Below are 17,514 nucleotides of genomic sequence, written 5' to 3' on the forward strand. Positions count from 1 at the left end.
GCCCGGCCATCCCCCTCCCACCCGCCGACCGGCAGGATGGTGCCACCCCCAGGCCCCACCACCTTCGAGGAGTTCGGATGGGCGCACCCCCCACCCCCGTCACGGCGGACGTACCGCTCAAGGCACCTCCGCGCGTACCCCCTGCCGACCGCGCGCTGACCCGACCGCGACGGCGCCTTGCGGCCGCCGCGGCGGCGCTGGTCGCGCTGGCGGCCGTCGGCGCCGGCAGCCTGCTCGACCTGCGGACCCCGGCGCCACGGCCGGCGGACGCGCCGACGGGCGAGTTCAGCGCCGCCCGGGCGTACGCGGACGTCCAGGTGATCGCGGCCCGGTCGCACGTCGCCGGCAGCCCCGCCAACGAGCAGGTTCGCGCGCACGTCGAGCAGAAGCTGCGCGGCCTGGGCCTGGAGACGCAGGTGCAGGACACCGTCGCGCCGGAGGCCGGCCAGCTCAGTGGGGCGGCCGGCGGCGCGACCTTCGCCCGGGTCCGCAACGTGGTGGCCCGGCTGCCCGGGACGGATCCGACGGGCCGGGTGTTCCTGGTCGCCCACTACGACTCGGTGCAGACCGGACCGGGCGGCAACGACGACGCGGCCGGCACCTCGGCCATCCTCGAGGTGGCCCGCGCGCTGTCCACCGGCCCACGGCCCCGCAACGACGTCGTCTTCGTGCTGACGGACGCCGAGGAGGCGTGCCTCTGCGGCGCGGCGGCGTTCGCCGCGAGCAACCCGCTCGCCGCCGACGGCGGCGTGGTGCTCAACCTTGAGGCGCGCGGTTCCACCGGTCCGGTGATCATGTTCGAGACCTCGAAGAACAACGCGAAGCTGGTGGACGTCTTCGGTCGGGCCGCACCCCACCCGGTGGGCACCTCGTTCGCGGTGGAGATCTATCGGGCGCTGCCCAACGACACCGACTTCACCGCCTTCCTCGATCAGAAGTTCGTCGGGTTGAACTCGGCCTACATCGACGGCGGCGCGATCTACCACACGCCGCTGGACACGCCGGCCGCCATGGACCGGGGCAGCCTCCAGCAGCACGGGGACAACGCGCTGGGCCTGGCCCGGGAGTTCGGCGCGGTCGACCTGACCGACCTGCGCTCCGGGCACGACGCCACCTACTTCCCACTGCCGGGCGGGTTGGCCCGCTACCCGGGCTGGCTCGTCCTGCCGCTGGCCCTGCTCGCGGTGCTCGCGGTAGCGGCGCTGGGTTGGTTGACCCGCCGCAGCGGACGGGCCAGCACCGGCCGACTGGTCGCCGGTTTCGGCCTCGCCCTCGTACCGATCGTGGCCGCGCCGGTCGCCGCCCAACTGCTCTGGTTGGCGATCACCACGATCCGGCCGGGCTACGCGGAGCTGCTCGACCCGTACCGCCCGATCTGGTACCGGATGGCCGTGCTGGCGCTCGCCACCGCGATCGTCTTCACCTGGTACGCGCTGACCCGCCGCCGGATCGGCCCGGCCGCGCTGGCCGTGGGCGGTCTGGCCTGGCTGGCCCTGCTCGGGGTGCTGCTCGCCGTGGCGGTACCCGGCGGGGCGTACCTGACCACCCTGCCGGCCCTGGCCGGCGCCCTCGGCGGCCTGGTCGCGCTGCGTACCCGGCAGACCGGGCCGTGGCCGGTGGTGGCGGTGACGGCCGCCGCCGCGGTCGGCGTCGTGATCCTCCTGCCGACGGTGGTACTGCTCTTCCCCGCGCTGGGGATGGCGATGGGCGGGGTGGCCGCGCTTGTCGCGGTGCTGCTCGGCCTGACCGCGCTACCGGTGGTCGACCTGCTGCATCCGCAGGCCGGCGGGCAGCGCGGCCTACTGGCGCTGCGGGCCCGGCGACGCGCCGCGCTGCCGGCCGGCGCCGCCGCCGTGGCGGCGGTGGTGCTCGCCGGGGTCGGGCTGGTCGTGGACCGCTTCGACGCCGCCCATCCCGCGCCCACCCACCTGATGTACGCCATGGACGCCGGCACCGGGCAGGCCCGCTGGCTGAGCCACGAGACCGACCCGCAGCCGTGGACGGACGGCTACGTCGACGGGGTGGCCAGCGTGGCGGACGACTTCCCCGGCCTCGGCGACGGTGAGCTGCGGGTCGGCCCGGCCCAGGCGGCCAGCCTGCCGGCGCCGAAGCTCGACGTGCTGGCCGACACCAGTGCCGGCGGTGAACGCACGCTGCGGCTGCGCCTCACTCCGCAGCGGGCGGTCCGCCTCGCCACCCTGCACGTCGACACGACGACCGCCACCGTGCTGCGCGCCGAGGTCGCCGGGCGCGCGGCGCCGGTGGAGCCGCGCGCGGGCAGGTGGGGGTTCGGTCTGGTCTTCCACGCCCCGCCACCGGAGGGCGTCGAGGTCACGCTGACGCTGCGACCGATCGCCGCGCAGGTGGCGCTGCGGGCGATGGACGCCAGCGACGGGCTGGACGCGCTGCCCGGCTTCCGGCCCCGGCCGCCGGCCGTCGGTGTCGTGGGGTCGCACAGCTCCGAGATGCTGGCCGTCGCCCGCACATATCCGATCTGAGAAAGACAAACCGGTGGTTCGGCGGCCGATGCGTGTCGCCGAACCACCGGTTTGTGAATCGTGTTTCCGTCAGTTCACCGGTTCGGGTTGACCGGAGCCGATACGCCGCCACCGGTTTCCGTCGTGATCGGTGAAGGTCAGCTCCACCAGAACGCTGTCGGTCGCCGCGTGCAGCCGACGCGCGGCAGCGACCGTGACGAACAGTTCCGCGCTTTTCCGGCCGTGAATGCGTCCGACCTGTTTCGCTCCGGCGAGGTCGACGGGCGGGCCGTCCGGATCCTCGGACGGCACCAGTCGCGGCAGTACCGTCACATCGAGCACCGGCGCGTCACTCTCGTTGGTCACGGTCACCCGCAGCACCGCGTTGCCCCGGATCTCGGTGACCGTGGAGACCAGCCGGGCCTGGGTGGCCCGGACCCGCATCTCGTCGACGCGACGGGCGCGGATCTCCCGGCGCAGACCGAGGTACACGAAGAGCACACTCGCGATCGAGCCGAGCGCGCCGAACCAGTCCGGCACCGAACCCCAGTCGGCCACATCGTCGTACGGCAACCAGTTCATGCGTCCATCGTGGATGCCCCGCGCGAACGCCGAGGACGGCGGATCGGTTCGAATGGCCGACGAATTGTAAATGGCGGTGTCGATTCCGGTCGGTCGGGTGACCTAAACGGAGAGTGTGCAACCCAGTACGGCGGTGGATACCCTTGCGGTTGACGTAGGGCGGGTGACGACCCCTCCGAATGTCCATCCAGTGGACATGATCTCTTCTGCCACCCGCCGCGCCGCAATTTCGCCACCGAAGGGGGACCGCATTGACTGCGGACGTTCCACCCGAGGATGCGGGCGTGCGCCGGCCGGCCTACGACCGACCGAGCCGCGTCTCCGTCGACCCGCCACTCGGGCGCCTGGACAGCCCACTGCACGGCCGCGACGACCTGATCGACGAGATCATGCATCCGGCGGACACCGACGGGGAAGAGCCGTCGGTGCACATCCTGTGCGGCATGGGCGGCTCCGGCAAGAGTCACGTGGCCCTGGAGATAGCGCGTCGGGCCCGCGCGGACGGCCGTACCGTCTGGTGGGTGCAGGCCGGCCGGCTGAACTCCGGGATGCGCGAGGTGGTCAGCCAGCTCGGCGCGTCCGAGAGCCAGGTCGACCAGGCCTGGTCCGGCATGATCAGCGCCACCGACCTGGTCTGGCGCTACCTCAACCACGCCCGACAGCCGTGGCTGCTGATCTTCGACAGCGCGGACGAGCCCGCCACGCTCGGCCCCACCGACGGCGTGCTCGCCGACGGCACCGGTTGGCTGCGCAGGCCGGAAGCCGAGGACGGCATGGTCCTGGTGACCACCCGGGACGGCAACCGGGCCACCTGGGGCACCTGGTCGACCCTGCACCAGGTGCGTCCACTCGACGCCGATGCCGGAGCGCAGGTGCTCATCGACCGCGCCGGCGCGCAGGCCGGCGGCCTCGACGACGCCCGTGAACTGGCGCGCGACCTGGGCGGGTTGCCACTGGCCCTGCGGGCCGCCGGCAACTACCTGCGGTCGGTCAACGCCAGCCCGGTCTGGCGCGGCTCCTCCACCATCACCACCTTCGCCGACTACCGCCGGGCGGTGGAACGCCGTTTCCGCGCGCCGCTCGACGCCCCCGACGTCGACCTCGACGAATCACTCGGCCTGGAGATCGTCCGCGAGGTCGACGACATCTCCCTGGACCTGCTGGCCCGCCGCGGGCTCGAGCAGAGCCGGCCGCTGCTCAACGTGCTGGCCTGCCTGAGCATCTCCCCGGTGCCCTACGAGGTGGTCCTCAAGCCGGCCATCCTGGCCGGATCGCCCCTGTTCGAAGGGCTGACCGCCCGGCAGCGGGTGAAGGTGCTGGAGGGCATCGGCGACCTCGCCCTGGTCGACTTCGACGTCCAGGAGGACGTCACCGACCCGGCGTTCGCGCACGTGCTGTCGTTGCACCCGCTGGTACACGCGATGTTCCGCGACCGCGACGAGGTCCGCGAGCAGATCGCCGAGTACCACGGCGTGGTGATGAAGCTGCTGCTCGCCGCCACCGAGGGCCAGAATCCGGACGATCCGACCGTCTGGTCGAACTGGGACGTACTCGTGCCGCACCTGGTCGAGGCTGTGCGTGAATATCTGGCGCCGAAACACAAGCACGACCCCGAGACGGTACGCCGGGCGCTGGAACTGACCCGGCTCACCGCCCGCTACCTCATCGCCGTCGGCCTGCCCGGTTCGGCCTTCGACATCCTCGACCCGATCGTGCGCGGCTGCGCCTCGTACGACCATGAGCTGGACCGGCCCGAGGTGCTGGCGCTGCGCCACGAGCTGGGCCGCACCTGGCTGGAGCGTAACCAGCCGGAGATGGCCGACCGGGTGCTGCGCGACGTGATCGCCGACCGCACCCGGGTGCTGGGCAGCGGCGACCCCGACACCCTCGCCAGCCGGCACAAACTCGCCAAGGCGATCATGGCGCAGCGTCAGTGGCCGGAGGCCGAGTCGGAACTACGACAGATCGTCGCCGCGGAGCAACAGGTACGCGGCCCCGAGCACTGGGAGACCATGGTCGTGCGGCACAGCCTCGCGCTGGCCGTCCTCGCCCAGCACCGCGCCCCCGAGGCGGAGGAGATGCTGCACGCGGTCCTGGAGGTTCGGTACCGGCGGTGGCCGTCGAACCAGCCGGAAACGTGGCAGGCCCGGCACACGCTGGCCCGATGCCTGCAGGAGCAGGGCCGCCTCGCCGAGGCGGAGGCCGAGCTGCGGGCGACCCTGGCCACCGTGGATCCCCGACACGCCGACCGCAGCGAGGTGCTCGCCATCCGGGCCACCCTCGCCGTGGTGCTCCTGCTCGACGGGAGGGTCGACGAGGCGATCGACGTGTACGAGCGCCTGTTGGCCGACCGACGGCGGCTGCTCGGGGACTTCCACCTGGACACCCTCCAGGTGGAACATGCGCTGCGCCGCCTGCGCAACGGCGGGTGAGGAGTCAGTGGGGCGCTGACGGGCCCAGGTCACTCGGGTCGGTGTTGCCACCGCAGACGATCACCGCGACCCGCTCCCCCGCCCTGGGCACGTACGCCCCGCCGACCAGCGCGGCCAACGCGGCGGAGCCGCCCAACTCGGCGGCGACCCGCAGCTCCGACCAGAGCAGACGACGCGCGCGGGTCAGGTCGTCGTCGCGTACCAGCACCGAGACCACACCGGTACGACGGGCCGTGTCGAAGGCGATCTCGCCGATCCGGCGGGCGCCCAGCGAGTCCGTGGCGATACCGCCCACCTCGATGTCGACGGGCCGGCCCGCCTTCAGGGCGGCGTTCAGGGTGGGGATCTGCTCCGGCTCGACGGCGACGACACGCACCGACCCGTCGAACCAGGTGGCGATGCCGGACACCAGCCCACCGCCACCGACCGCGACCAGCACGGTGTCGACCCCGCCGAGCTGGCGTTCCAACTCCCGGCCCACGGTCCCCTGCCCGGCCACCACCTCCGGCTGGTCGTAGGCGTGCACCACCAGCGCGCCGGTCTCGGCGGCCCGCTCGGAGCTGGCCGCCAACGCCTCGGCGTAGTGCTGACCCACCTGCCGTACCTGCGCGCCCAGCCCGGCCAGCCGCTGCACCTTGACCGGCGAGGCGGTGACCGGCACGAAAACCTCCGCTGGTACGCCCAGCGAACGGGCCGCGTACGCGACGGCGAGGCCGTGGTTGCCCCCCGAGGCGGCGATCACCCCGGCCGACGGCAGCGGCCCCTGGAGCATCCGGTTGAACGCTCCCCGCGGCTTGAACGAACCGGTGTGCTGGTGCAGCTCCAGCTTGAGGCTGAGCAACCCGGGGACGCCCAGGTCGGCACCGTCGACCGTGATGACCGGCGTCTCCCGGACCCGCCCCTCGACCCGCGCCGCAGCCGCCTCGACGTCGCTTCTGTCCACCATGGGGAAACGCCCTTCACTACGACCAGAGAGCCAGTCGACCGTCGTCGGTGAGCCCGACGAAACATCCTATGGAGATTCGCCGGCCATCCGTCGCCGGACGCACCGTGTGATAGTGGCGCGGGTCGAAGAGGAATCCCTCTCCCAACGTCGGCCGCAACGTCAACGACTGCGTACCGTCGGCCACCGACTCCCGGTAGCCGTACCCGCCGGGGATCCGCAGGTCCTCGTCGTCCGGCTGCCACCGGCGACGCCACAGCACCGTCTCCCCGCCCCTGGGCGGCACCTGGACGTAGATGTTGAACGCCAACTGGGCCACCACCTCGCTGTCGAGCAGCCGGCCGGCGTACTCCCGGACCGCGTCATCGAAGTGCACCTGAAGGCCGGCGTTGATCTCACGGACGATGCCGACATGCATCTGCCGGTCCTGCCGCCGCCCCGACGACACGTCCGGCCAGGCCGCCCGGAACGCGGCCAGGCACAGCTCGCGGGGCGAGTCCGGCAGGCCCAACGTGGACCAGCCCTTCTCCGCGGCGTCGGCCGCCGCCCAGTAGTCCTCGCGCAGCTCCCCACCATCGCGGTGGTCGTTGATGGCCGGGCCGAACTTCGCGACGACGGGAAACACGCGACTCTCGTCGTAGCGGTCCATCTCCGCGCCGGCGAGCGCGGTGGTGATGGCGTGGCAGCAGGCCGCCGGCAGCAGCCCCGGCACCCGGACGGCGGCGATCCGCCCGGCGACCAGACCGGCGACGTCCGCGCGGGTGATCGCTTCGGACTCGACGGCCACGAACAACGGGTCGGTTCTGCTCGGTTGTCGCACGGCGGTCCTCTCGTATCGAAGATCCCTCACCGGACACGTCGCGCCCTGCGGATCCGCGCACCGTGCACCGTGCAATGTAGCGAGCACCGGCAAATCCACCCGTCACCATTGATCGCGACGTATCTGGTGGACACTTTTGGCAGTTCGCGGGCGAGGTGGTGGACGCGCCGTTACCATCGGCCCAGCCGGGGGTACGACACCCAGAGCCGTACGGCGGATCGATTCCACCGATCGGAGAATGGTGGCGGCTCGCCGGCACGGTGCATGATGCGACTAGTTCGAATGGGACGAGGAGTTCGATTATGGCTGGCGCCGGCCCGACCGATCTTGACGCGTACGTCGACCGCCTCGAGATGGCGCGTCGAATAGCCCGGGAAATGATCGAGTCCGACCACCTCGCGCTGGAGCTGGCCGTTCGCCAGCGCCCGCAGTGCTGGTCCCGACGACCGGTCGCGCACACCTCCCGCACCGACGCCTGACTCCCACGCCGGCCCGCACCTCGGCCGCTGGTCGCGCCGTCCTCCGCGCGCGGATGATCGACTCCAGATCGGCGAACTGGGGGCGTCTTGCTGCGGGGATAGCCCCAGTTCGCCAAACTGGAGTGGATCACCCGAGCGGGACCACGAAACGCGGCGCGGACGGGCAGGATGTCACCCATGCGCCGGCTCGCAACCGTTCTCTGCCTGCTGACTGTCGTCGTGCCGGGAGTGGCTGCCTGCGCGGCGCCGCAGACCCGGCCCGAAGACGCCGCACCGAGCGCGTCCGCCGCGTGGGACACCTACCAGGCCGAGGTGAGCGGCGTGACGCCCGGTCCGGGTGTCCGGGCGGTGACCGTGCAGGTCAAGGCGCTCGCTGGTGGCGATGGTTGCTCCCGCAACGTCCGGGTCGACAACCAGACCGAGGAGAACGGCGTCATCTTCGCCGACATCGTGGAGGAATCGGCCGGGTCCGCCACCGTGGGCGCCTGCCCGACCTCCGAGCCCGCCCAGGTGACCCTCACGTCGGCGGAGCCCATCGGCGACCGCCCGCTGTCGCTCAACCAGAAGACGTGGGCGCTGAAGAACGGCGCGTACAGCCGGTGTGACGAGCACCTTGGCTGCAAGCCACCGGAGGACCGCTGCGACCCGACCTGGACGCGTGCGGCCGTACGGGGGATGGACGTGTCCCGCCACTCGCAGGGCCACGTCGAGGCCTGCGACGGGAACTGGCTGATCATGACGGTGCCGGACGACCCGACGTCGTGCGGCGTCGAGCCGCGCCCCGGGTGCGAGGTGGACACCGCCGTACGGCGCTACTTCCTGCGTAACGAGCCGGCCGGTTGGTCGACCGTCACCCGCACCACGTCGGGCGGGTGCGGTGCGATCATCAAGGCGGCGCCGGCCTTTCCCCGCAAGCTCTGCGCCAAGCTGAAACCGACGATCCGGTTCGTCACCGCGGGTCCGCCGCTCCCGACCGGTAAGCCCGGCGGCTGACGCGAGTAGTCCGAATGGGACAAGCCCTGGTGGGCAACCTGAGCGCGGTGCTACCGCTGGCGGTGCGCGGCCTCCTCACGGCCAGCCTGTGACCGTGCGCCCAGTCGGAGTAGGACATGACCCCGTCGCCTGGGTGGACGCTGCCCATCAGCGCGTCCAGGCCACGAACCGCTCGTACAACTCGGCCGGCGCCACCTCGGGCAGCTCCACGACGACGACGAAGAGCAGCCCACTGACGTAGATGGAAAGGCCGATGCGGTCGCGCCCGTACGCCTCGGCGAGGCGCACCCGCGCGGGATGGCACGGCCAGGGCGTGTCTGCCACACACGTCTGGCAGTGCCACTGCGGGCGGCGCGGCAGGTGCTCCCCGTCCATCCGGCGATCCAGCGCTGACACCGACCGTTCAGCCCGATTGGCCCGTACAGTCTGCCGTTCTCCAGCCGTCACCGAGCCGCCCGCCCACCGTCGCGGTTGCCGTCCCGCACCGTGATCCCGTACGCGCCGAACCGCTGTGGGTAACAGGTCGCTGCTCCGGTCACGTCCAGTTGGACCTGCCTCCGCCTGCTCCACCAGCGCTTGAACCGCTCCCGAATCGCCACCACGCCTCCCGCCGATCACTGCGTGTGCTCGTCCGATACACCGTGCGGCGGTACGCTCACATCGGTCGACGGGTTGCGCGTTGCCAATGCGCACCGGCAACCTGGCAACTCCGGTGGGAGGCGCGAGACATGCCAACATTCGGCGCCCGAATGCGGACAGCGCGGGAAGCGCGCGGGCTCAGCCTGGCCGCTCTCGCCGAGCTGCTGCCCGCCGACAAGGGTCACCTCTCACGGCTTGAGAACGGCCGTCGTCGACCGGGTGAGGATCTGGCCCGCCGGATCGACGACGTCCTGGCCGCTCGTGGGGAGCTGATCGCCTGCGCCGCCCTGGACATCGCCGCTGCCTCCGACATCCGGCCGTCGGAGACCGTCGAGCTGCTACATCGAATGCACGCCAGCGACACCGCCCCCGCCACCATCGAGACGTTGCAGGCGACCGTGACCGAGCTGTGCTGCCAGTACGGGTGGCGCGACGCCGGGGAACTCCGCGCCGAAGGTCGGGGTTGGCTGCGCGAGGTCGCCCGACTGCTACAGCGACCCACCGGGCTGCGGCAGCACCGCGAACTGCTGGTGTGCGCAGGCTGGCTGGCGCTGCTGATCGGCTGTGTCGAATACGACCTCGGCAAACGCGCCAGTGCCGAGGCCACCGGCACTGCCGCCCGTCAGCTCGGCGAGGAAGCCGGGCACGCCGACATCACCGGCTGGGCGTGGGAGATGACGGCGTGGTTCGCACTCACCCAGTCCCGGCACGAGGCAGCGTTGACTGCCGCCCGAGCTGGGCAGGAAGCCGCCGGTCGACAGCGGGTGGGGGTGCAACTGATCGCACAGGAAGCCAAATCGCTGGCACGACTAGGCGACCTTGAGGGCGCGCGGACGGCGCTCGATCGAGGTCGGCGGCTCCTCGACGACCTCGGTGCGCCCGACCGACCCGACAACCACTTCGAGGTCGATCCCGGCAAATGGCTGTTCTACGCGATGGACGCCTACCGCCTCGCCGAACACGACACTCTCGCCAAGCACTACGCCAACGAGGTTCTGCGTCTCGGCACCGGATCGGACGGCACCGAGCGGTCACCCATGCGGATGGCCGAAGCCCGACTCACGCTCGCCGCCACAGCCCTGCGCGCTGGCGAGCTGGACCGGGCCGTCGAGGAGGGGGTGACGGCGTTCGCCGCTACTCGGCGGTCCCTGCCCTCGCTGCTGCTCGTCGCCGGTGAAGTTGACGTCGAACTTCACCGTCGCTACCCCCGCGAGCAGGCCACCGCCGACTTCCGAGACGCGCTGAACGCTCTTCGGTAGCCACATCCGCAAGCGCTGACGTCATCTCCGCCCTATCGCCGGCGTGGGCTCTTCATCCGTACAGGTACTCGTCCACGTCCAGTTCCGCCCGCGTGAGCCGGAGGAATTCCAGCACCTGGGCATTCAGGTGCCAGCCCAGCAACTGGTGTTGCCCCGCGAGTTTCTGCATGCCGTCGACGGGACTGGTCAGGTTTTCCTCCTCGCCGTCCGGGTGCTCGAACACCCGGACGACTTGCAGGACACTCGCACCGGGCACGTCATCGACGCGGTCCAGCTCAGCGGCAAGTTCCCCGATCCGCTCGGCGTGGTCGAACAGGCGATCCACGATCTCCGCAAGCTGTTCGTCCACGGTAAGTCCGGGCTTGCGACAGACGATCTTCCACCGATGAGCGGTGGGCCGAACCGGATCGGCCTGGCGACTGCCACGGACGAGCACCTCGTCTGGCTTGATGCCCAACCTGCTCGTGATCTCGGCCGCTGACACCCGGACGGAGGACAGCGCGAGGTACGCGTACTGGGATACGAGCATGCGGGCACTCTAGAGTCGCGGTAGGTACCAAGCCGATCCGGTCGAACTACCCTCATTGCCATGCCGCACCTGCACGCCGCCGATCCCCTGCCGTGGCGTCCCCGCCGCGTGCTGGTCGCCGGCACCTCGGGCGCCGGAAAGACGACCCTCGCCTCCCGCATCGCCACGTCGTTGCAAGCGCCGCACATTGAGATCGACGGCCTGTTCCACGGACCGTCGTGGACCAGACGGCCGTCCTTCGAAGACGACGTACGCCGCTTCAGCGCAGGTCCCTCCTGGGTGACCGAGTGGCAGTACAGGGCGGTACGCACCCATCTCGCCGACCTCGCCGACCTGGTGGTGTGGCTGGATCTGCCGAAGATCACCGTGATGCGCCAGGTCGTCCGGCGGACCGTCGTACGCCGCCTTCGACGCCAACAGCTCTGGAACGGCAACGTGGAACCGCCGCTCTGGACCCTGTTCACCGACTCCGAGCACATCGTTCGCTGGGCGTGGAACACGCATCCTCAGACGGCCACACGTATCGAGGCCCTGTCGGCCCGGCGTCCGGACCTTCCCGTGGTTCACCTCCGCAGTCACGCAGCCGCCAATCGCTGGTTGCTCGGCCCACTGAGGGAAGCTCAGCCCTGAGAGTCGTGACCGTGGTTAAGGTGTCACGGTTCGACGGTCCGGGGCGTACGGAAGCGTCGGTCAGAGGCCATCACGCTGCTACTTCCAACGGAAGTGGATGGTATGGAACGATCAAGGGCTCTGACCTGTACCGATGCCGCCTCCTTGATCATCTGGGACAGATCGGGGACAACCCAGCCCAGAAATGCCGTCATCGCGCGACCTTCAGCGTCGGCTTCTGCCGTAGCGCAGCGTCAACCAGGTTGCGGGTCCGGTCGACCGCCTCGGGCCACTCGTGGACGTACGTGTTGAGCGTGATCATCGGCGTCGAGTGGCCCAACGCCAACTGAACCGTCTTGACGCTCGCCCCCGCGTGGATCAACAGCGTGGCGAAGTAGTGCCGCAACCCGTGGTAGCCGAACCCCTCCGGCAACCCCGACGCCTTCACAGCCTTCGCCCACGGGTACGACCACCCGGACCGGCGCATCGGCTTGCCCCTGGCGCTGACGAACAGCAGCTTCGCCTTCCGCGCCACCGGCTTGCGCGGGTCCGTCTCGTCGAGGATCTCCACCTCCTCGGGCGGGAACAGCTCGATGTGCCGCGCCAGAGCTTCCGCCACCACCTGGCCCATCTCCACCGTCCGCACACTCGTGTCGGTCTTCGGCGCCGCCAAGTGCGGCTCCCGGCCAGCGCATGCGCAGAGCTGCTGAACGACCTGGATCTCCCGGCGAAGGAAGTCGACGTGCTCCAGTTCGATGCCCCACGCCTCACCCTGCCGGTGGCCGCAACCGGCCGCCACGTACGCCAGCGCCCGGAGGTGCTCAGGCAGCGCCATGGCCAGGCCATGGACCTGCTCCGGCGTCGGGATCACGTGCCGCTCTGCCTTCACCGCAGGGAGCTTGATGTCACCGGAGCACGGGGAGACGCCGATCTTCCTGTCCTGCGCAGCCGCTTGGAACAGGCCGAACAGCACGTTGTAGACGACCTTCATCGACGACGGGGCGAGCACCCTGGAGCGGTCCTTGACCCAGTTCTTGATGTGCGTCGGCCGGACCTGGGCGAGCTGCATATCGCCGAGGTACGGGTAGACGTGCAGCCGCAGTGTCCGCTCAATCCGGTCGGCTGTGTTGCCGGCGTGAAGATGGCCAGCGCGCCACGCCTCCCCGTACGCCTTGACGGTCGTCTTCCCCTGCACCGGATCGATGTACTGCCCGCGCGACAGGTCGGCCCGGACGTTGGCGTCGTAGCGTTCGGCGTCGGCCTTGCGCTCGAATAGCTGCCGCCGATCGCGGCCGGCGTCGTCCACCCAGCGCACGCGCCACCGCTTCCCGCGGCCGTGCTGCTTCGAGGCCAGCCGCGGGCCGGGCTCGCCGTCCGGGCCGTCCGGCCCGCGCTTGCTCAGGTACCACAGGTCATCGACTGCCATCGTCGCCTCGCGTGAATCGGATCGACCCTAAGTCATTGGGGTTGATCGGCTCGCCCTGGTCGCTGCGGTGGGCCTCCAGTTCCCGGATCACCGGCTCAAGCTCCTTTAGCAGAGCTCGTGTGACGTGGCCACGGGCGGCCTGCAATGCCCGCTTGTCTGTCGGCGGTTGGCCGCGCTCCCCCAGGCGTCGGTCTCGCTCATCGCTGAGGCCCCGCCCCCAGGTCATCCGGGCCGCGTACGCCACGTACTGGGGCGTCGTGTCCAGTCTGGCCGCCGCCTTGCTCTCGGCTTCGTCCGGCGTCGTACGGTGCTCCGGGCGGGCATCCTGCGGCCACTGTCCATCGGTCGCCGCCTGAACGGCGTTCACCAGGGCGGTCAGCTCGGCGGCCGTCATCTGCGCGGAGTCGCGGCCCGCCTCGGTGCTCCACCCTCCGGGGCCGTCTGGCCACCACCTACCGGCCTCATCCACGATCGACCGCCACAGTGCCGCCGACGTCACGGCGGTCTTATCGGTGATCCAGACGGTCTGCTGGGGCAGCAGTTCCCGTAGTGGGGCCGCGTAGATCCGAGGAAGGATCAGCAGCTCAGCAGCGGTCACAACCCGCCTACCTCGCTCGATCTGGCCCACCGTAGTCCGATGCCAGGGGAAGCCGAAGAACCGCGCGGCGCCAGCGATTTGGTCGGCGGTCATCGGGGGTTGCCTCCCCTCCCGGACCTCACGAAGTCGGGCACCGAGCGCCTGCGCGAACGGCGGTGCCAGGTTCAACTCCTGCTGCCACCGCTCGTGTACGTCGTCAGCCATCAATCGGGCTTCCCGAGCGAATCCATGAACTAGACACGCTTGAAGCGTACTGGTCGACTTCGCTTGACACCAGTGGCACACGTCAAGCACTGTTGAAGCGAGCTACTTCATTCCGCTTCAAGGAGAGAGCCGTGAGCCCGAAACGACCCCTGGCAACGCCGGAGCAGGTCAGTGAGCACCTCGGCGTGCCTGTACGCACCCTCTACCAGTGGCGCCACCGTGGCATCGGCCCACGCGGATCCAAGGTAGGTCGGCACATCCGCTACCGCTGGGACGACGTGGAGAAGTGGCTCGACCAGCAGGCCAAGGCGGACGCCTGAGATGCCCTCGACCGGTCCCAGCCCCGAAACCGGAGCGGACCGACTGCGCCGCCTTGTTGCCGAGCGAAACCGCGAGCAGGTGGCCAATCGTCGGCCACCGCTCTCACCGGATCAGGTCTACATCGACGCCGTCTGGGACTCCGCGCTGCCGAGCACCCAGAAGATCACGGCCCTCTGCTACGGCAACCACGCCCGCAACTTCCCCGAGCGCGACCGCGCCTGGGTGGTCTACCAGCGGCTCATGCCGCAGACCGGCATCCGATCCCGGGAGACGGTGGCCAAGGTGCATGCCGAGCTCACGGCCGCCGGCTGGCTTGAGCCGGCAGGACACCGCCCGGGGCACAAGCAGATCACCGTGTACCTACTGGCACTGCCGCTGGCAACCGGTACGGATATCCGAACCGGTGCGGGAAGTGGAACCGGTACGGAAATCAGGACCGGTACGGATTCTGGCTCAGACCAGTACGGTTTTCCGCCCGACCAGTACGGAAATCAGGACCGGACCGGTACGGAAAGTGGAACGCGACCCTCTCTCTTTGACCCTCCGAAGGACCCTCCAAAGGCACCAAGCCAGCGAGGCACACGAGTTCCCGAGGATTTCGCGGTCACCCCGACCATGCGCACCTGGTGGCGGGAGCACGCCCCCGACGTCGACATCGCGACCGAGACGGCGCTGTTCCTCGACCACTGGCGAGCAGAGAGCGGCGCCAAGGCCATCAAGCGCGACTGGGTCGCCGCCTGGCGTAAGTGGCTCGGCAACCAGCAGAAGTGGAAGACCGAGCGCGCCAGCAACGGGCACGCCACCACCGGCGCGAACCGACACGTCGACCAGCTCACCCCCGAGCAACGCGCCGCGAGGAACCCCTTCGCCGGCGCCATCCGGGCCAGCCAGGTCACACCAGGGAGACAGCCATGACGACCAACGTCGTGCCCATCGGCACCCAGCTCGACCGCTGGCAGGCCGGCGCGAAGGAGGCCAACCCAGACCGCGGGGCCGAACTGATGCGCCTCGCCGACCTCGCCGAGATGGAAGCGATCCGGACCCGCCAGGCCGCCAACCGGGCCTTGATCTACACCCGCCGCCGGCCGAGCAGGTACGCGGAAGCCCAGTACGCCCGGCTCAAGCCCGAGCAGAACCCCGGCAACCGCATCAGCGCCTGGCGCGCCCACGGCCCCCGCGCCCTCGTCATCGCCGGCCCTGCGCGCACCGGGAAGACCTTCGCTGCGTACGCCGTCGCCAACGACACCCACGGCCAGAACCTCTGGGTGACGGTCTGGCCAGCCGCCGAGCTGTCCGCCGCACTCAAGCCCGACGCCGACGCGAACGCCTACGACCACGCCACCACCTGTGACCTCCTGGTCCTCGACGACCTCGGCCGGGAACGCGTCACCGACTGGTGGCTGGAGCAGCTACAGCGCATCGTCGACCACCGCTGCGCCCACGAACTGCGCCTGGTCGTCACCACCAACAGCCCCGCCAACGGCCCCGAGGCCGCCTACGAAGACCTCGTGAAGCGGTACGGCGACCCCATCGTCGAACGGCTCATCGACGGTGGCGGCATCGTCGTACTCGACGGCCCACCGCAGCGACACCTGGTGACCGAGTGGTGAGCGGTCGGGGTGAGGCCCCCCAGGAACCGCCCTCGGTTCCTGGGGAGTCCGCGCGCAGCCCTGCGCGGATGCGAGACGACGACCCGGACGTCACCGTGCCGCCTCGCCGTGCTGGCCGGCAGTGCGGTTACGAGGGCCGGACCGGACTTGCGAACGCCAACCGCGCCCTCGGTGCCGCGTTGACGAACCTGGCCCGCGACCCCGACCCGGCCGCGCGACTGGCCGGTGCCGAGCTGGCGCGGGAGGTCGCCGAGTACGTGCGCGCCGCCGTGGTCCGCGCGAACGAGTCGTCCGGTCGTGCCCGCCGTGCCGCCGCCGAGGTGGAGCGTCGGCTTCCCCGGATCTCCAGGCAGCTCGACCGGGCCCTCCAGCGTGTCGACGGTGTGAGAAACCCGTGAGACGCACCCCTGTTTCCGCAGGTCAGGGGCCTGCCAGTTTAGCTCCCTATCAGACCGATACCCCACCCCGAGGCGCATCCGGCGCCCGGGACAACCCGAGGAGAAACCACCCGTGAAGACCACCCACGCCACCGCGTCCGCTGCCCGCGCCCGACTTGGGCAGGCACTCGCCGACCTCCGGCAGATCCGCACCACCCTCACCACCGCGATCCAGGACGCCCACCGCTCCGTGGCGGACGACCAGGGCCTGAGCGAGCAGGGCAAGACCACCCGGGTCCACACCCTGACCGCCGAGGCCCGCAGGGACGCCGAGCGCCAGGTCGACGCCCTCATGTCGCGGGTCGACGACGACGCCGACACCGTCCGCGCGTACGTCGCCGAGCACCGGCCCCAGCCCCAGCCCGGCATGGAGGCCATCATGGCCCGCCAGACCGCCTGGCGACGCACTGAGGCGCTGCTCGCCGCCGGCCGCACCCCCCGGGCCGTCATCGCCTCCACGGGCGACGTGGAGGCGCTGCTGGCCATGCGGGAGGAATTCCCGACCTGGATCCAGACCCAGAGCCCCACCCCGGGCGGCATGGACGCCCTGACCTTCGAGGAACCCGACGCCACGCAGATCATCCGGGCCGTCGACGAACGCCTGGCCGAGCTGACCAGCGGCGACCAACGGGCCGCGATCATCTTCGACCGGGAGCTGGCCGTGACCCTGGCCGAACTGCCGCCGATGGTCGAGCACACCCGACTCACCGCAGCCGGCGCACCCCAGTCCGGATCGATGGGCCTGGACGCGGCAATCGCCTCCCGGTTCGCCGGCCAGCACGCCTAACCAGCACGACACGGCGGGGACCTGTCGGAGGTCCCCGCCACCCTGGTACCAACACCCTGAATCGAGGCACCACCCATGCGAAAGCTCACCGGCACAGCCCCCGGCCACCTCGTCAACGGCCCGACCAACCACAGCGGCGAGGCCGTGTGGTTCGTCAACGGCGTCACCTACGTGGCCGACAACCACCCCTTCGTCGAGTACGCCACCGTCCGCGGCTACACCGTCGAGACGGTCGCCAGCGCCCCGGCGCCGTACACCGCCGCCGTGCAGGCGATGAAGGACAGCGGGGTCGTCACGCTCAGCAGCCCGCTTCGCGACGGCGCGGTCGACCCACAGCCGGGCGACAACTTCAACCGGCCGAGGTGACCC

The 17,514-nt window shown here is 70.7% G+C and carries 20 protein-coding genes; 12 read left to right on the forward strand and 8 right to left on the reverse strand.

Features of this window, described 5'->3' with window-relative positions:
- The first annotated feature begins 77 nt into the window (after positions 1–77).
- Positions 78–2,498, forward strand: a complete 2,421-nt coding sequence (locus AB0I89_RS32015; protein ID WP_357134398.1) for a M28 family peptidase — start codon at positions 78–80, stop codon at positions 2,496–2,498.
- 69 nt (positions 2,499–2,567) lie between these two features.
- On the opposite strand, the gene AB0I89_RS32020 is transcribed toward AB0I89_RS32015, so the two are convergent.
- Positions 2,568–3,059, reverse strand: a complete 492-nt coding sequence (locus AB0I89_RS32020) for a hypothetical protein (RefSeq protein WP_357134400.1) — start codon at positions 3,057–3,059, stop codon at positions 2,568–2,570.
- Positions 3,060–3,343: 284 nt separating this feature from the next.
- Between AB0I89_RS32020 and AB0I89_RS32025 the strand changes: the two genes are divergently transcribed.
- The gene (locus AB0I89_RS32025; RefSeq protein WP_357134402.1) at positions 3,344–5,491 is read left to right on the forward strand and encodes a tetratricopeptide repeat protein; all 2,148 of its coding nucleotides are present in this window, start codon (positions 3,344–3,346) and stop codon (positions 5,489–5,491) included.
- A gap of 4 nt (positions 5,492–5,495) precedes the next feature.
- On the opposite strand, the gene AB0I89_RS32030 is transcribed toward AB0I89_RS32025, so the two are convergent.
- On the reverse strand, positions 5,496–6,437 hold the full coding sequence (locus tag AB0I89_RS32030; protein WP_357134404.1) for a threonine/serine dehydratase: 942 nt from the start codon (positions 6,435–6,437) through the stop codon (positions 5,496–5,498).
- 16 nt (positions 6,438–6,453) lie between these two features.
- Positions 6,454–7,254 carry a hypothetical protein gene (locus AB0I89_RS32035; RefSeq protein ID WP_357134406.1) on the reverse strand — a complete coding sequence of 267 codons (801 nt, stop codon included), beginning with the start codon at positions 7,252–7,254 and terminating at the stop codon, positions 6,454–6,456.
- Positions 7,255–7,556: 302 nt separating this feature from the next.
- Here AB0I89_RS32035 and AB0I89_RS32040 point away from each other — a divergent pair, with 302 nt between their 5' ends.
- Together AB0I89_RS32040 and AB0I89_RS32045 are read left to right on the forward strand one after the other, a co-directional pair.
- Positions 7,557–7,733: a hypothetical protein gene (locus AB0I89_RS32040; protein WP_355053517.1), complete on the forward strand. Its 177-nt coding sequence runs from the start codon at positions 7,557–7,559 to the stop codon at positions 7,731–7,733.
- Positions 7,734–7,910: 177 nt separating this feature from the next.
- The gene (locus AB0I89_RS32045) at positions 7,911–8,726 is read left to right on the forward strand and encodes a hypothetical protein (RefSeq protein WP_357134408.1); all 816 of its coding nucleotides are present in this window, start codon (positions 7,911–7,913) and stop codon (positions 8,724–8,726) included.
- Positions 8,727–8,873: 147 nt separating this feature from the next.
- Here AB0I89_RS32045 and AB0I89_RS32050 read toward each other — a convergent pair whose 3' ends face one another.
- Positions 8,874–9,101, reverse strand: a complete 228-nt coding sequence (locus AB0I89_RS32050; RefSeq protein ID WP_357134410.1) for a hypothetical protein — start codon at positions 9,099–9,101, stop codon at positions 8,874–8,876.
- Positions 9,102–9,169: 68 nt separating this feature from the next.
- The gene (locus AB0I89_RS32055) at positions 9,170–9,325 is read right to left on the reverse strand and encodes a hypothetical protein (protein ID WP_357134411.1); all 156 of its coding nucleotides are present in this window, start codon (positions 9,323–9,325) and stop codon (positions 9,170–9,172) included.
- A gap of 129 nt (positions 9,326–9,454) precedes the next feature.
- On the opposite strand from AB0I89_RS32055, the gene AB0I89_RS32060 reads away from it, so the two are divergent.
- Positions 9,455–10,624 carry a helix-turn-helix domain-containing protein gene (locus tag AB0I89_RS32060; RefSeq protein WP_357134413.1) on the forward strand — a complete coding sequence of 390 codons (1,170 nt, stop codon included), beginning with the start codon at positions 9,455–9,457 and terminating at the stop codon, positions 10,622–10,624.
- Positions 10,625–10,676: 52 nt separating this feature from the next.
- On the opposite strand, the gene AB0I89_RS32065 is transcribed toward AB0I89_RS32060, so the two are convergent.
- Positions 10,677–11,153 carry a DUF4279 domain-containing protein gene (locus AB0I89_RS32065; RefSeq protein ID WP_357134415.1) on the reverse strand — a complete coding sequence of 159 codons (477 nt, stop codon included), beginning with the start codon at positions 11,151–11,153 and terminating at the stop codon, positions 10,677–10,679.
- A gap of 60 nt (positions 11,154–11,213) precedes the next feature.
- Between AB0I89_RS32065 and AB0I89_RS32070 the strand changes: the two genes are divergently transcribed.
- Positions 11,214–11,783, forward strand: coding sequence for an AAA family ATPase (locus AB0I89_RS32070; protein ID WP_357134417.1), 570 nt, complete (start codon positions 11,214–11,216; stop codon positions 11,781–11,783).
- A gap of 190 nt (positions 11,784–11,973) precedes the next feature.
- Here AB0I89_RS32070 and AB0I89_RS32075 read toward each other — a convergent pair whose 3' ends face one another.
- Together AB0I89_RS32075 and AB0I89_RS32080 are read right to left on the reverse strand one after the other, a co-directional pair.
- Positions 11,974–13,188 carry a tyrosine-type recombinase/integrase gene (locus AB0I89_RS32075; RefSeq protein ID WP_357134419.1) on the reverse strand — a complete coding sequence of 405 codons (1,215 nt, stop codon included), beginning with the start codon at positions 13,186–13,188 and terminating at the stop codon, positions 11,974–11,976.
- The gene (locus AB0I89_RS32080; RefSeq protein ID WP_357134420.1) at positions 13,175–13,990 is read right to left on the reverse strand and encodes a helix-turn-helix transcriptional regulator; all 816 of its coding nucleotides are present in this window, start codon (positions 13,988–13,990) and stop codon (positions 13,175–13,177) included. The genes AB0I89_RS32075 and AB0I89_RS32080 overlap by 14 nt, the downstream gene beginning before the upstream one ends.
- A 131-nt stretch (positions 13,991–14,121) precedes the next feature.
- On the opposite strand from AB0I89_RS32080, the gene AB0I89_RS32085 reads away from it, so the two are divergent.
- The 6 genes from AB0I89_RS32085 (at position 14,122) to AB0I89_RS32110 (ending at position 17,511) form a co-directional block, all read left to right on the forward strand.
- Entirely contained in the window at positions 14,122–14,310 is a 189-nt protein-coding gene (locus tag AB0I89_RS32085) for a helix-turn-helix domain-containing protein (protein ID WP_357134421.1), read from the forward strand.
- Between the two features lies 1 nt (position 14,311).
- Positions 14,312–15,226 (forward strand): hypothetical protein, encoded by a 915-nt coding sequence (locus AB0I89_RS32090; RefSeq protein WP_357134423.1) that lies wholly within the window; start codon positions 14,312–14,314, stop codon positions 15,224–15,226.
- Positions 15,223–15,921: an ATP-binding protein gene (locus AB0I89_RS32095; RefSeq protein WP_357134425.1), complete on the forward strand. Its 699-nt coding sequence runs from the start codon at positions 15,223–15,225 to the stop codon at positions 15,919–15,921. The genes AB0I89_RS32090 and AB0I89_RS32095 overlap by 4 nt, the downstream gene beginning before the upstream one ends.
- Before the next feature lie 68 nt (positions 15,922–15,989).
- Positions 15,990–16,319, forward strand: a complete 330-nt coding sequence (locus AB0I89_RS32100; RefSeq protein WP_357134427.1) for a hypothetical protein — start codon at positions 15,990–15,992, stop codon at positions 16,317–16,319.
- A gap of 112 nt (positions 16,320–16,431) precedes the next feature.
- A complete protein-coding gene (locus AB0I89_RS32105; protein WP_357134428.1) occupies positions 16,432–17,145 on the forward strand; it encodes a hypothetical protein in 714 nt (237 codons plus the stop codon).
- Between the two features lie 75 nt (positions 17,146–17,220).
- Complete coding sequence (locus AB0I89_RS32110; RefSeq protein WP_357134430.1) at positions 17,221–17,511, forward strand: hypothetical protein; 291 nt, start codon at positions 17,221–17,223, stop codon at positions 17,509–17,511.
- Positions 17,512–17,514 lie beyond the last annotated feature (3 nt).

The sequence above is a fragment of the Micromonospora sp. NPDC049801 genome, from assembly GCF_040656575.1.
In the GTDB taxonomy this organism is placed as follows: domain Bacteria; phylum Actinomycetota; class Actinomycetes; order Mycobacteriales; family Micromonosporaceae; genus Micromonospora.

What these genes read in the sequence shown, in the direction of transcription:
- AB0I89_RS32015 (WP_357134398.1), top strand. Translation starts at nt 78, where the DNA reads ATGGGCGCACCCCCCACCCCCGTCACGGCGGACGTACCGCTCAAGGCA.
- AB0I89_RS32020 (WP_357134400.1), bottom strand. Translation starts at nt 3,059, where the DNA reads ATGAACTGGTTGCCGTACGACGATGTGGCCGACTGGGGTTCGGTGCCG.
- AB0I89_RS32030 (WP_357134404.1), bottom strand. Translation starts at nt 6,437, where the DNA reads ATGGTGGACAGAAGCGACGTCGAGGCGGCTGCGGCGCGGGTCGAGGGG.
- AB0I89_RS32040 (WP_355053517.1), top strand. Translation starts at nt 7,557, where the DNA reads ATGGCTGGCGCCGGCCCGACCGATCTTGACGCGTACGTCGACCGCCTC.
- AB0I89_RS32045 (WP_357134408.1), top strand. Translation starts at nt 7,911, where the DNA reads ATGCGCCGGCTCGCAACCGTTCTCTGCCTGCTGACTGTCGTCGTGCCG.
- AB0I89_RS32050 (WP_357134410.1), bottom strand. Translation starts at nt 9,101, where the DNA reads ATGGACGGGGAGCACCTGCCGCGCCGCCCGCAGTGGCACTGCCAGACG.
- AB0I89_RS32060 (WP_357134413.1), top strand. Translation starts at nt 9,455, where the DNA reads ATGCCAACATTCGGCGCCCGAATGCGGACAGCGCGGGAAGCGCGCGGG.
- AB0I89_RS32065 (WP_357134415.1), bottom strand. Translation starts at nt 11,153, where the DNA reads ATGCTCGTATCCCAGTACGCGTACCTCGCGCTGTCCTCCGTCCGGGTG.
- AB0I89_RS32070 (WP_357134417.1), top strand. Translation starts at nt 11,214, where the DNA reads ATGCCGCACCTGCACGCCGCCGATCCCCTGCCGTGGCGTCCCCGCCGC.
- AB0I89_RS32075 (WP_357134419.1), bottom strand. Translation starts at nt 13,188, where the DNA reads ATGGCAGTCGATGACCTGTGGTACCTGAGCAAGCGCGGGCCGGACGGC.
- AB0I89_RS32080 (WP_357134420.1), bottom strand. Translation starts at nt 13,990, where the DNA reads ATGGCTGACGACGTACACGAGCGGTGGCAGCAGGAGTTGAACCTGGCA.
- AB0I89_RS32090 (WP_357134423.1), top strand. Translation starts at nt 14,312, where the DNA reads ATGCCCTCGACCGGTCCCAGCCCCGAAACCGGAGCGGACCGACTGCGC.
- AB0I89_RS32095 (WP_357134425.1), top strand. Translation starts at nt 15,223, where the DNA reads ATGACGACCAACGTCGTGCCCATCGGCACCCAGCTCGACCGCTGGCAG.
- AB0I89_RS32100 (WP_357134427.1), top strand. Translation starts at nt 15,990, where the DNA reads ATGCGAGACGACGACCCGGACGTCACCGTGCCGCCTCGCCGTGCTGGC.
- AB0I89_RS32110 (WP_357134430.1), top strand. Translation starts at nt 17,221, where the DNA reads ATGCGAAAGCTCACCGGCACAGCCCCCGGCCACCTCGTCAACGGCCCG.